The 14,042-nt window shown below is 39.5% G+C and carries 9 protein-coding genes and 1 other annotated feature; of the genes, 8 read left to right on the plus strand and 1 reads right to left on the minus strand.

Features of this window, described 5'->3' with window-relative positions:
• The first annotated feature begins 64 nt into the window (after positions 1–64).
• On the plus strand, positions 65–1,381 hold the full coding sequence (locus NE558_RS12695) for a collagen-like protein (protein WP_256150489.1): 1,317 nt from the start codon (positions 65–67) through the stop codon (positions 1,379–1,381).
• Positions 1,382–1,584: 203 nt separating this feature from the next.
• Here NE558_RS12695 and NE558_RS12700 read toward each other — a convergent pair whose 3' ends face one another.
• On the minus strand, positions 1,585–1,752 hold the full coding sequence (locus NE558_RS12700; protein WP_256150490.1) for a hypothetical protein: 168 nt from the start codon (positions 1,750–1,752) through the stop codon (positions 1,585–1,587).
• Positions 1,753–2,070: 318 nt separating this feature from the next.
• On the opposite strand from NE558_RS12700, the gene NE558_RS12705 reads away from it, so the two are divergent.
• From NE558_RS12705 to NE558_RS12735, 7 genes are all read left to right on the plus strand, one after another.
• Positions 2,071–3,435 (plus strand): sigma-54 interaction domain-containing protein, encoded by a 1,365-nt coding sequence (locus NE558_RS12705; RefSeq protein WP_256150491.1) that lies wholly within the window; start codon positions 2,071–2,073, stop codon positions 3,433–3,435.
• 503 nt (positions 3,436–3,938) lie between these two features.
• A complete protein-coding gene (locus tag NE558_RS12710) occupies positions 3,939–4,904 on the plus strand; it encodes a thiamine pyrophosphate-dependent dehydrogenase E1 component subunit alpha (RefSeq protein WP_256150492.1) in 966 nt (321 codons plus the stop codon).
• A gap of 33 nt (positions 4,905–4,937) precedes the next feature.
• A complete protein-coding gene (locus NE558_RS12715) occupies positions 4,938–5,906 on the plus strand; it encodes an alpha-ketoacid dehydrogenase subunit beta (RefSeq protein ID WP_256150494.1) in 969 nt (322 codons plus the stop codon).
• An 89-nt stretch (positions 5,907–5,995) separates the two neighbouring features.
• The gene (locus NE558_RS12720; RefSeq protein ID WP_256150495.1) at positions 5,996–7,558 is read left to right on the plus strand and encodes a 2-oxo acid dehydrogenase subunit E2; all 1,563 of its coding nucleotides are present in this window, start codon (positions 5,996–5,998) and stop codon (positions 7,556–7,558) included.
• A gap of 18 nt (positions 7,559–7,576) precedes the next feature.
• Positions 7,577–9,022 (plus strand): dihydrolipoyl dehydrogenase, encoded by a 1,446-nt coding sequence (gene lpdA / locus NE558_RS12725; RefSeq protein WP_330643485.1) that lies wholly within the window; start codon positions 7,577–7,579, stop codon positions 9,020–9,022.
• 1,062 nt (positions 9,023–10,084) lie between these two features.
• Positions 10,085–12,238, plus strand: coding sequence for a methyl-accepting chemotaxis protein (locus tag NE558_RS12730; protein ID WP_256150496.1), 2,154 nt, complete (start codon positions 10,085–10,087; stop codon positions 12,236–12,238).
• 424 nt (positions 12,239–12,662) lie between these two features.
• Positions 12,663–12,906, plus strand: a binding site (T-box leader).
• A gap of 110 nt (positions 12,907–13,016) precedes the next feature.
• Positions 13,017–14,012 (plus strand): ABC transporter substrate-binding protein, encoded by a 996-nt coding sequence (locus NE558_RS12735; RefSeq protein ID WP_256150497.1) that lies wholly within the window; start codon positions 13,017–13,019, stop codon positions 14,010–14,012.
• Positions 14,013–14,042: the final 30 nt, after the last annotated feature.

Raw genomic sequence — 14,042 nt, forward strand, 5'->3', positions numbered from 1 at the left:
ATTGAGAAAAAGGTTTTAAAAAAGTATCGGCTGAAATTTAAAATTATGAAAAGGAGGAAAATAAATGAGTTATAACTACAATGATAATTGCGATTTTGATGGAATGGGAAGTTGTAATTGTGGTAGAGGCTCTAATTGCTGCTGTCGAGGACCCCAGGGTCCCGTAGGCCCCCGTGGTCCAGTAGGTCCGCAAGGCCCTCAAGGCTCCACCGGAGCAACAGGCCCTCAAGGCCCCGCAGGCCCCCAGGGCCCTCCGGGAGCAACAGGTCCACAGGGTCCACAAGGCGAAGCAGGCCCTGCAGGTGCAACAGGTGCCACCGGAGCAACAGGTCCACAGGGCCCTCCGGGAGCAACTGGCCCCGCAGGTCCACAAGGTGAACAAGGTCCCGCAGGCGCAACAGGTGCCACTGGCGCAACAGGTCCCGCAGGTGCAACAGGCCCCGCAGGTCCTCAGGGTGAAGCAGGCCCTCCAGGAGCAACAGGAGCAACAGGAGCAACTGGTGCCCAAGGTCCCGCAGGAGAAATTGGTCCCGCAGGTCCACAAGGTGAAGCAGGTCCTGCAGGCGCTCAAGGCCCCGCAGGTCCCGCAGGCGCTCAAGGTCCTGCAGGTGAAATTGGCCCCGCAGGCCCCGCAGGTGTTCAGGGTCCAGCAGGTCCCGCAGGTCCCCAGGGTGATCCGGGCGAAGCAGGCCCCGCAGGTCCACAGGGCGATCCAGGTCCCGCAGGTGCAACAGGCCCCGCAGGTGCAACCGGAGCGCAAGGCCCTGCAGGTGAAGCAGGTCCCGCAGGCCCACAGGGTGAACCGGGCCCCGCAGGTGCTCAAGGCGAACCAGGTCCGTCAGGTCCACAGGGTCCCGCAGGTGAAGCAGGTCCCGCAGGTCCCCAGGGTGAACAAGGCCCCGCAGGTCCAGAAGGCCCTCAAGGTCCAGAAGGTCCTCAAGGCCCTCCAGGACCGGCCGGAACTTTATCAGGCTTACAAGTACAGTTACAGGGCAGCAGTGGTGGAACAGTTGCAACAAATACAAATGTTTTGTTTGATACAACCATTAATGCCCCATCTACAGATATAACGTATAATGCTGGTGTAGGAGCATTCTTCATTAATACACCAGGTAACTATTTTATCTCTTGGTGGGTAAATGCTGACGGCGCTGAAACTGCCTCAAATATTACTTTTGGTATAAGAGTTATTAGTGGTGGATCGGATATTATTTTGTCTACTTCTCCATCACCGGTTACAACACTTCAATTAAATGGCACTGCATTAATTACAGTAACAACTACACCTCTTGTATTTAACTTATTTAACAATACCGGAACAACAGTAACCTATGGTACTGGTTCAATTCAAGCAAACCTGACAATTATTGAGGTAGGTTGATTTTAGAATAAATATTAACAATAATCTCTCTTCGCAATAACATTTTAAACCACCAGCTTTGCTGGTGGTTTATTCTGTTTAAGAGATAAAAAAATCATTGCTTTGTAATTTCATTGGAGGGCAGTATGTGTTTGATAAATTAAAGCTTTAAAATATAAAATACTAAATTAAAAATCACCCTTCATTCGAAGGGTGATTCCTATTTATACATCTTGATAATGCAATGGTTCATAGTCGGAATTTTGAGTTTTACCGTGTCCGCTATCGAAAAATTGTTGTTCTCTGCCATTCTGTTGACGCTTAATGGCATGGGTACTATAGCGTATTTCCTGTAATTGGGAGGTTCCTTCTGTAAATTCTAATGCGCGCATTTTCCCCCTCCTTTCACTTTTATTAATATACCCAACCAAATAAAGATTAAGCAAAAAAATCAATGATATTTGTAGCTGAAGTTTGACTGTTGAATGAATTTTTATGGAAAATTACTTGTTTATAAATTTTATGATATAATAACAATAATAAAGATTAAAATTTGTAATAAAGTTTCAAACGTTAAAGAAGTAACTTGAATCAATGAGTCGCTGGTACAAATTAAGTTAAAATTGCGACGAGTGGTTGTTTAAGAATAGAAATATAATTTGCTTTTTATTTGGTTTTCATTCAGGCTTTTTGAGAAAGGTGATTGTAGGATGAGGCAAAAGATTAATTTTGAAAGTATTGTAAAAGAATTTTTAGAGTCATTGGGTGTTGTTGTAATTGTTGATACAGAAAGTCGCATTATCTACATGACAGAAAAATATGGTGAGTTATTTAAAATCCCCAAGCCTTTTCCTATCGGAAAGAAATTATATGAATTTGTACCAGATGAGAGCTTAAGTGCTGTGATTCGTTCAGGAAAAGAAAGTGTGGAGGAATTTTTTGAACATGAAGGAAAAACAATGGTAATTAATCGCCTGTTAATCCGTAAGGATGATGAGATTTTAGGCGGCGTAGCTTTTACTTCGACAGGCAGCCGCTTAACAGTCAAGCAGCTAGAGAATAAAATGAGTTTTCTTAATAAACAAGTACAATTTTATAAAGACAATTATTTTGAGAATACCGGTACGAAATATAATATAGATCAGATTATTACCCAAGATGAAGAGTTAAGAAAATTAATTGATTTTACAAAAAGAGCAGCAAGAACACGCTCCGCCATATTAATTTATGGAGAAAGTGGGACGGGGAAAGAGCTTTTTGCCCACTCCATTCATAATTTAAGCGGACGAGCTAAAATGCCCTTTGTGATTTTAAATTGTGCGGCAATTCCCGAAACGCTATTGGAGTCAGAGCTTTTTGGCTATGCGGAAGGGGCATTTACCGGTGCATTGAAGGGCGGGAAGAAAGGGAAAATTGAACAAGCAGATGGAGGAACGTTGCTTTTAGATGAGATTAATTCCATGCCTCTTCAACTACAGGCAAAGCTTTTGCGTGTAGTTCAAGAAAAAGAAATCCAGGTGATTGGAGGTAAAAATAAAGAAATTGACGTACGGTTCGTGTTTACCACAAATCAGGATTTAGGGGAAATGGTGAAGGAAGGAAAATTTCGTGATGACCTCTATTATCGCATTAATGTGGTAGAGCTTAGGATACCTCCATTGCGACAAAGAAAAGGAGACATCCCTCTTTTGGTAAATCATTTTATTGAGAAACTGAATGAAGAACTTGGCTCCCATATTTTGGGGGTGGATCAAAAAGCATTGGATCTTTTGGAGCGTTATCAATGGCCCGGAAACATCCGTGAATTGGTAAATATGATTGAAAGAGCATTCAATTATGCAAATTCAGGGGAGTTATCAGTAGGAGATTTTGAGCGTTTACGATTAAAAATGAATCTATCTGAAATGAAGCAAGAAAACACGCTTACCCTTCGTGATGCTAGGGAAGAGGCAGAAAAATTGGCAATTGTACGTGCATTGAAGCAAACAAAAGGAAATAAGAAAAAGGCGGCAGAATTACTGGATATAGACAGAAGTATTCTTTATGATAAAATTCGAAGATATGCAATTAAATAAAGCCGGTTTTTTAAGCAATGTAAAGATATTTCCATTTTCATATCATTGTTAGCAATCATAAGACAGGATGATGAGAGAATCAGCCTTACTGTTTTATGTAAGCAGTTTATGTTTATTTGGAGAAATTTTAATTATTATGTAGTGTTTTTACTACATGTTTTTAAGGGGTAAAAAAAAGTACATAAAAATCATCCCTTGTTTCAATGTTAAAACAATGTAATTCGTACAAATATATAATACAAGTAGAACAAGCTGAATAGAAAGTGTAGTAGATACTCAACACATGTTGGTTTTCTACTACACTTTTTTTCTAGAAACCAACAAATTTATTTTATAATAAATAATCAATTCATTTTATTTTATCAACATATTTCCTCGAATTGAATGGATTGCGTCCCATGGAATGTAGTGAAAAAATCAAATATTATAAGTTTGGCATGGTATTTGCTCTTATAATCATACAAAAGAAGAAATTTATTTACAAACTAACAGGAGGTCTAAATATGGCTTATACAAAGGAATTCTTAACAGATTTGTACAAAAACTTACTGTACACTAGATTATCTGAAGAAAAATTAGTGGCAATCTATAAAGAAGGTAGAGTGCCCGGTCATATCCATAGTGGTGTTGGGCAGGAAGCAACCCACGTTGGTTCACTTTTTACAAGAAAAGACGGAGATTATTTTAAGCTTGCTCATCGTGTGGTTAGTATTTCCCATGTTTTGGGTGTACCTTTTAACAATATATATGCAGAAATTTTAGGCAGACAAGATGGAAACTCCCGTGGTGGCGGTGGTGTTAATCACATTGCTGATTTCAGCAAAGGTGTTTTGGGTATGAGTGGTACTTTGGGTTGCGATATGGCTTTTGCTGTTGGTGCTGCTTACAAACTAAAGATGGAAGGCAAAGATAATATTGTTTACTGCTATTATGGCGATGGTACTTCAAACCGAGGACCTGTTCACGAAGCAATGAACTGGGCGGCGGCTTGGAAATTACCGGTTTTGTTTGTTCTGGACAACAATCAATGGGCAATTTCTACTTGCATTTATGAATCCACTGCTGTAGAAAATCCCGGTGCTGACCGCGCATCTGCGTATGGAATCCCTGCAAAGGTAGTGGATGGTTCTGATGTTTTGGCAGTATATGAGGCGGCAAAAGAATTGTCTGAGTATGTGCGTGCTGGTAATGGCCCTGCCCTTTTGGAAGCGAAAAACTACCGTTGGAGAGGGCATTTTGAAGGGGATCAATGTAAATACCGTGATCCTGCTATCACAGAAAAGTGGCAGAAAAAGAGAAACTGCGTGAAAAAGATGGAAAACTATATGATGGAAAACAATGTTCTTACAGAAGCTGAAATCAAAACCATGTACAGCGATATTGATACAGAGTTGGACGCTGCGGTGCATTTTGCGGAGGCATCTCCTAAAGCAACAGCAGAGGATCTTTTCAAAAATATTTTAGCGTAATTTGATAGATAAAAATCTAAGGAGGTTTCACATATGCATGTAACTTATGGACAGGCAATCTCGGATGCCTTAAGAGAAGAAATGGAAAAGGACAAGAACGTTGTTGTGTTTGGCGAGGATGTTGCCCAGCACGGCGGCATTTTCGGTATTACAAGAGGTTTATACGAAATTTTCGGTGAAGATAGAGTGAAAAACACGCCAATTTCAGAAACATCAATTATTGGAGTTGGTGCAGGTGCGGCTTTGGTTGGTTTAAGACCTTGCATTGAATTGATGTACTCTGATTTTTTGTTGGTAGCATTCAGTGAAATTTATCATTGCGTTGCAAAATGGAGATTCATGCATGGCGATCAATACAAAATCCCCATGGTTATTCGTGCGGCGGCTGGTTCTGCCTTTGGTGCAGGTGCAGAACACTCCAACTGTGTGGAGAGCTTATTTATGCATACCCCCGGTTTAATCATCATCAGCCCTTCCACAGCGGCAGATGCGAAAGGTCTTTTGAAAAGTGCAATCCGCTCAGACAATCCAGTTCTATTCTTTGAGCATAAGCAGTTATATCAGGTGAAGGAAGATATTCCTGATGAAGAATACACAATCCCCATTGGTGTTGCAGATATTAAGAGAGAAGGTAGTGACGTTACCATTGTTGCCATTGGTTTAATGGTGAAAAAAGCACTGGAGGCTGCAGAAAAATTAGCTGCGGAGGGCATTAGCGCCGAGGTACTTGATCCAAGAACCATTGCGCCATTGGATAAGGAAACAATCCGCAAATCCATAGAAAAGACCCACCGTGCAATTGTTGTGGAAGAGGGCAATAAAACGGGTGGTATTGGAGCGGAAATTGCAGCAATGATGCAAGAGGAAATGTATGATGAATTAGATGGTCCTGTTTTGAGAGTTGCAGCGTTAGATGTTCCTTTACCTTACGATGTAGCCTTGGAGCTGGTTTGTATTCCCAATGCAGATAAGATTGTGGAAACAGTGAAAAGACTATTTTGATTTTAAGGGGCACTGTTTTATTGGGATGCAGAAAAAATCCAAAGAATAGGAGGGAACTGTAACCCCAAGGGGGTTACGGGTAAAAATATATGAGTGTTGAGTTAGTAATGCCCAAGGCTGGGTTAACAATGATTGAAGGCACAATTTCCGCTTGGAAAGTGGAAGAGGGTGCAATGATAAAAAAAGGTGATGTGGTTATGGAGTTTGAAAACGAAAAAACCACAATGGAATGCGAAGCAAACGAAGATGGAATTATACATATTATTGCAAATGCAGGGGACGTGGTAAAGGTTGGCGTAGCGGTTGCATTGATTGCGGTGAGCAAAGAAGAATACGCAAGCATGAAAAATGGTGGAAATTCATCTGAGACAGTTATTTCTCAGGCTCCTGAGGTTGCAAATGTTGATGCGGCCGAGGTAGTCATGCCGAAGGCTGGTTTAACAATGATTGAAGGTGTTGTTGGAGAATGGAAAATTGCTGAAGGAGAAAGAGTTAAAAAAGGACAGGCAATCTTTGATTTTGAAAATGAGAAAACGACGATGGATTGCGAGGCAACAGCAGATGGTATTTTGCATAGAGTTGCAAAAACAGGAGAAACCGTCAAGGTTGGTCATACTGTAGCCTTTATTGCTTTAACAAAAGAGGCATATGATGCTTTGCTAAATGGAACTGCACCTGCAAGCCAGGCAATGTGCGCCAATGAGTGCGAGGTTTGCCATAAATCCGTTGCACTATCTATGGCTACAACTATACCTCAAGGTGGAAACGCTGTGGCAAAAGACGGACATATTAGAGCAACAGGCTTGGCAAGAAACATCGCCAAGAGTACAGGTTTGAATTTAGCTTTGGTTGGGGGCACAGGCCCTAATGGAAGAATAATTGCAAAAGACGTATACGCATATTTAGATGCGGCTAAGACTGCACCTATATCAGCACCCGAAGTTAAGACAGTACAGCCCACAGGAGAGGTTATAAAAACAACCTTAAGCGGACGCAGAAAATCTATTGCAAAAAATATGAGAAAGTGCTTTGAAACCATGGCGCCCTTGACTGTATTTGCAGAAATTGATGTGACTGATTTATTGGCGATGCGCCAAAAATATGTTGAAAAGGCTGAGATTTTGGGCTGCAAAATATCTGTAAATGATATGTTGATGTTAGCAACAGTAAAAATGCTGAAAAAACACCCTATGCTGAACTCCACCTTTGATGGTGAGATAATAAGTTCCTATCCTTATGTAAATTTGGGTATGGCAGTAGGCCTTGCCGAGGGCTTGGTAGTTCCTGTACTAAAGAATGCAGATCAGTATTCCTTGCTGGAAATGAGTAAGGCTCTGCGTGATCTTGCATTAAGAGCAAAAGATGACACACTGGTAGGGGGAGAACAATCGGGAGCAACCTTTACGGTTACTAACGTTGGTATGTTCCATATTGACTTTGGCACTCCTGTTATTTCTCCTCCGCAGGTGGGAATTTTGGGCTTTGGCACAGCGAAGAAAAAATTTGTTGAGTATAAAGGTGAATTCTGCCCTAGAACCATGATGCATATGATGCTGACCTTTGACCATAGAGTTTTTGATGGCAGAGAAGCAGGGGAAGTTTTGGGGGATATGAAAGAGCTTTTGGAAAATCCTGAATTAATTTTCGTATAAAATAAAGGAGGAAACGGTGTGACTCTGTTTGAACAAAATGGAGTCACCCGATTTATCGATATGGATAAAAAAATAAGTTTAATCGTAATTGGCGGAGGCCCCGGTGGCTATGTTGCCGCAATTCGTGGTGCACAATTGGGTGCTGATGTTACGTTGATTGAGAAAAACAGATTGGGTGGAACTTGCTTAAATGTTGGGTGCATCCCTACAAAGGCGCTGTTGCACGCGGCAGAAATCATGGAGGAAATGAATCATGCCGCTGAATATGGCATTAAGGTAAAGGCAGAAGGCTATGATTGGAAGCAGGTCTTAGCAAAAAAAAGGGCTGTTGTCAATCAGTTGGTTGGCGGCGTAACAGGCTTATTAAAGGCGAATAAAGTGAAGGTTATTGAAGGGGAGGCTGCTTTTACAGGAACAAAAACCCTTTCTATTAATAAGAAAGATGGAAAAACTGAGACTTTAACCGGAGATAAAATTATCATTGCAACAGGTTCGGTGCCTGCTATTCCTCCAATTCCCGGTGTGCAGGGGAACCCTGCCTGCATTGATTCCACATCGGCACTTTCCTTAGAGAATCCTCCGGAAAGCCTATTGGTAATCGGCGGCGGGGTAATCGGCATGGAATTGGCAACGGCTTACAATGCCTTTGGCACAAAGGTAACAATTGTTGAGGCATTGCCCAAGCTTTTGCCAATGATGGATGGTGAATTAACCGCTACACTCCGTGGTTTGATGGAGAAAAAAGGCATTGAAATTTTGACGGAAGCAAAGGTTCTTTCCGTTGGAAAATCCGGTGATAAAGCAGAGGTTCAAGTTGATTTAAAAGGCGTCAAAAAGTCCTTTGTGGCAGAAAAGGTTTTGGTTGCTGTTGGCAGAAAAACGGATACCGCGGCTTTACAATTGGATAAAGCAGGAATACGTCACGATAGGGGCAAAATTCAGGTGAATGAATTTATGGAGACCAGTGTGAAGGATGTTTATGCCATTGGTGACTGTTTGGGTCAGATTATGCTTGCCCATATTGCATCTGTCCAAGGAGAGCTGGCGGCGGAAAATGCTTTGGGTCATAAGATGGGCTTTGACAGTAAAACAAATCCTTCCTGTGTTTATACGATGCCAGAATTTGCCGGTGTTGGACTAACAGAAGAAGGCGCAAAGGAAAAGGGCATTGATTATGGTGTTGGAAATTTCCCTTTGTTTGCTAATGGTAAGGCATTGATCGCAAACGGTGGCGTTGGCGCAATAAAGATTTTATATGGTAAGAAATTTAACGAGATATTAGGAATTCATATTCTGGGGCCAAGAGCTACGGAGATGATAGGTGAAGGGGCCTTAGCCCTAGGCTTAGAGGCGACATTAGAAGAGGTTATACAGACCATTCATGCCCATCCTACGGTAACAGAGGCAGTGCGTGAGGCAGCGTTGGCGGCAGAAAAAAGAGCAATTCATATTCCTAATAAATAAAATAGTTACGAAGAAGATAGTAATGCTAACATTAAAATTATGAATTCTTCTGTTATTATTTAAACAAAAGATAAAAGGAATCAATGAGATTTTTTTGAAATTTGGAGCACTTCTTTCAAAATAGAAATGTGAGAATCAAAAAGGGACTGCCTTTTGCAGTCTCTTTTTTCTGCTTTCAAATAACTGAATATTGAATTTTAACCACTTTGATCTGTTAATTACAAGGAGTGTTATACAAATGTAACTCACCTGCTGTATTTCTAATAGTTTTGCATATTAAAATGTTGTTTTTGAAAAATAATATGTGAAAAATAATAGATAAAAACAACAGAAAAAATATAAATAACTAAAAAATGTATAATTATATTAATAATTTAGAATAAATTTTATAATATTTGCATATTGTGTTTTTTGTGTCAGAATAATTTTTATAAAATATATGATTATATAAAATAAATAATGTCTTAATATTGGGAAATACCCACAAATTGACAAAAAAAGTCTATTTTGCCCTCAATTGAATTGAATAATGAATTCAATTGTGATAGTTTATGAGTATACCTTTTTATATTTGTTTTGGTTCACATACAATATCTATAGAGCTATGTATAATGCTTGGCATACTTTGATAAGTTTATAACTTGCTGAGCTATAGATTTAAAATGGCAGGACTTGCAAAAAACTTTCTTTTTATTATAACAAGAACAATAGCAAATCATTATTTTGAGCAAGAGCTCAGAATTTTACAGCGTTGCTGTTGCTGTTTATGCGAAAATCACATCTAATAGGAGTATTTTTAGATGAAGGAGGGGAAATAAGCATTTTTTAGAATAAGTTATTTAAGGTTTCATTTTACAGCAGTATTTCTCCTATTTTTCGTTTAAACAGTTTGTATTTGTGTAGGGCTGGGGACCTCTAAAGACCTACAAGAATAAAGATACTTCCGATAAAATAATTTTATGGTATTCCAAAAGACGAACCAAAAATATGACATATTATTTGGTACCGTTGGTAAGGCAGGAAATCAGAAAAAGACAGAAAAACAGAGAAAGAGGTAATGATATGAAATTTTTTACAAAAAGTATTGCAAGAAAAATGATTATTACAACGCTTATTCCTTCACTGATTTTATTTTTGATTCTTATTTTTACTGTTTCTACTCGGTTAAAAAGTAGTATTAGCGAACAAACAAATCAGGTTGTAAAGGAAAGTTCCATCAGCGCATCATGGCAGGTTAGTCAGTATCTTTCATCCTATCAGTCCATTGCAAAAACAGCTTCCAATAGCACAATGTTTAAAAATTTTATGCTAGAGGCAAAGGATGGAACAAAGATGTCTGATTTGCCCGATTACCCAGCGGTGTTAAATGAATTGAAAAAAATCGCAGGTGTTGATTCAATGAATATTCTTTCAGTGTGGTTGGGGGACCTTGACACCAGCCAGTGCATTGGCTCGGATAACTATGTGTCTGATGAAACTTGGGTGATTACACAACGTCCATGGTTCATAAAAATGATGCAAAAGAAAGGGTTATCCTTGTCCGATCCTTATGTAGATTCAAGTACAGGTGAATTGGTGGTATCCGTTACAATTCCAGTTTATGATAATGGTGAAATGGTTGGTGCCGTTGGCATAGATATTTTGCTTTCTCAGTTGAAATCAATTTTAAGCAGCTTGCGATTGGGGGATCATGGTTACTATTGTTTTATAACAGAAAACAATGTGATTTTATACCATCCGAATCCGGAGCTTGTAATGAAATCTGTGGATGAGCTTGACGCTGATGATATTCAGAAAAATTTCATGAAAACTGTTTCTACTGATGTTGTGGAATATCAGTATAATGGTGAAGAACTAATCGGTTTTAATTCTTCCGTTGGCAATACTGGTTGGAAGGTGGTTTCTGCTATTTCAAAAGAAGAGGTAGATAGACCTTATGTTCAGATGAAGGCGTTAATGTATTCCATTTTAAGTATAGTTTTATTGGTACTTTGTGCGGTAATTTATATCTCCTCAAAACGAATTGTGCTGCCCTTACGTAAATTGGCAGCAGCCTCAAATAAAATTGCAGCTGGCGATCTTGACATCGAGTTGGATATAAAGAGTAATGATGAAACGGCAATACTTACAGAGTCTTTTGACAAAACAGTGGTGCGTTTAAAAGGCTATATTGCTTACATAGATGAAATTGCCGAATTACTGAATCAAATAGGAACCGGAAACTTCAAGCTTGAGTTTAAACAAGACTATGATGGCGAGTTTGCAGCAATTAAAGAGGCTTTGATCTCAACCACAGAAATGATGAGTGAGACCCTATCTCAAATAAATTTGGCGGCACAGCAGGTAGCTTCCGGTTCAGATCAAGTTTCCAGCGGCGCTCAGGCACTTTCTCAAGGAGCCACAGAGCAGGCCAGCTCAATTGAAGAACTATCTGCAACCATTAACGATATCTCTACACAGATTATGAAGACAGCTGATAATGCCACAAAAGCAAGAGATATTGCTTTAAAATCTTCCAATGCAACGTTGCGTGGACAAGAGCAAATGAAGCAAATGGTGGAGGCTATGGATGAAATCAGTCGTGCTTCTAATGAAATTGGAAAGATAATAAAAAATATCGATGACATTGCATTCCAAACAAACATATTAGCACTCAATGCTGCGGTGGAGGCGGCAAGAGCAGGCAATGCAGGAAGAGGATTTGCAGTTGTTGCCGATGAAGTAAGAAATCTTGCAAGCAAATCTGCGGAAAGCGCAAAAAATACGTCTTCGCTGATTGAAAATGCATTACGCGCAATAGAGAAGGGAATTAAAATAGTTGAAATAACTGCAAATTCACTACAGGAGATTGTGCAAGGCGCTGAGCAATCTGCGGAGATTATTCAGTATATTTCTGACGCAAGCAATGAGCAGGCGAATTCAATAAATCAAGTTAATCTTGGGGTTGAGCAAATTTCAGCAGTTGTGCAGACCAATAGTGCAACAGCTGAAGAAGAGGCGGCTGCAAGTGAGGAATTATCAGCACAGGCACAATTGTTAAATGAGCTTTTATCAAGATTCTTGCTGGAATCAACAGAGTCTAGGTCTAATCATTTTTCTGATGCAATGGGTACAGAGAACTTTGATGATCTGGAATATATAGACGAAAATTGGGTTGAAGAAAAGAACGATGACTCCCAAGACAATGAGGATGACGAAAACGAAAACAAATACTAAGAAGTATTTTGTTCATCTTTTTAACATTAACAAACTGAGAAGTTAATATATTTATTAAAAAACCTCCGAGCCTTGAATCCTAAAGCCCTTGGAGGTTTTTTAATAGAGGGATATGTGTATGTAAAAAGTAAAGATGCTTCGCAAAGAAGTGTGAAGGTGGTGCTTTTACATTGTTGATGTTGAGTGATTGAGCATAGTTTATTCTATAATAAAATAATTGTGTTTTGCTTGTGTATATAAGATGAAAAAAAATGATAAAATAGAAATTATGATGGTTTTATTCAACAGAAGTTTAAATCGTATTTAGGTTAACCTGAAAATTTTGAATACCTTCAAATAATTTTTAGGATTCATGCTATCTTATAAAAACAATGAAAAAACTATTGACTTTTACCGACTGCATGCTATAATTACAGTATCTAAAATGAAACCGATGATTAAGAGAAGTAGCCTTTTTATCCGCTTTAAGAGAGTTGCAGATGGTGAAATTGCAGCAGTGGGATGCTAGGTGAATGGACTTATGAGGGCGGGCGAAAGCTTCGGCAAGTAGTACCCGACGGGATCCGTACCCGTTATCCAGATGGGCTGTATTTTTGTACAGTGAGCGAGTGGACGATTTTTCGTCAATTTGGGTGGTATCGCAGGATTTTGTAAGTCTTGTCCCATGTATTATGGGATAGGACTTTTTTTTTATTAAAAAATGCCTGCCTTGAAGGTTACATAGTTTAGATTAGACGAGATTAGATTGAAATTAGACATGAAGAGGGAGTGTATGAGTATGAAAAAATTTTTAGCATTCACAATGGCAACAGTAATGAGTTTGGTGGCACTTTCTGGTTGCGGAAGCAACAGTAGTTCTCAACCCGGTAAAGATAGTGCAAGTGGCAATGTCCCCGTTATCGGTATTTCACAGTATGGACAGCATGCTTCGTTAGATAACTGTAGAGAAGGTTTTCTACAAGGTCTTGAGGAAAGTGGTTTGGTAGAGGGGAAAGATTTTACTGTTGATTATCAAAATGCAGGCTTTGACGATAATATTACAACACAAATTGCTCAGAATTTTTCAGCAAATAATGTAGCTTTAATGTGTGCAATTGCAACACCGTCAGCAACTGCTTGTTTTGCAGCAGCAGAAGATAAAAATATTCCTGTTATCTTTACAGCAATTACAGATCCTGTAAAAGCGAAATTAGATAAAGGAAATATTACCGGAACAAGCGATAAGCTTCCGATTGAGGCTCAGCTTGAACTGATTCGAACACTCCAGCCTGATGCAAAAACAATTGGCATTCTTTATACAACAAGCGAGCCAAATTCTGTATCAGCAATTGCAGAGTATCAGGAAAAAGGTTCTTCTTATGGATTTACCATTGAAACCATTGGTGTTACGCAGCAGGCAGAGGTTTTACAGGCCGCTGACAATATGATTGCCAAGGGTGTGGATTGTATTTCGAATTTGACAGATAATAATGTGGTAGGCGTGTTACCTTCTATTTTAGAAAAAACAAACGAAGCAGGTATTCCTGTTTATGGTAGCGAAATTGAGCAGGTAAAAATAGGCTGTGTGGCTTCCGCCGGAATTGATTATGTTTTGTTAGGAAAACAGACAGGGGCAATGGCGGCGAAAATTTTAAAAGGTGAAGCCAAAGCTGAAGAAATGCCTTACGAAACAATCACAAGCTTTGACACTTATATTAACTCTAAGGCTTTGGCAAATATGGGTATCAAAATCCCCGCTGACATTGCAGAGAAGGCAATTGAAGCTGCAAACTAACCCTTATTTCTAATGGGTCAAGGTGATAGA

Source organism: Anaerotignum propionicum (assembly GCF_024461735.1).
Taxonomy (GTDB): domain Bacteria; phylum Bacillota; class Clostridia; order Lachnospirales; family Anaerotignaceae; genus Chakrabartyella.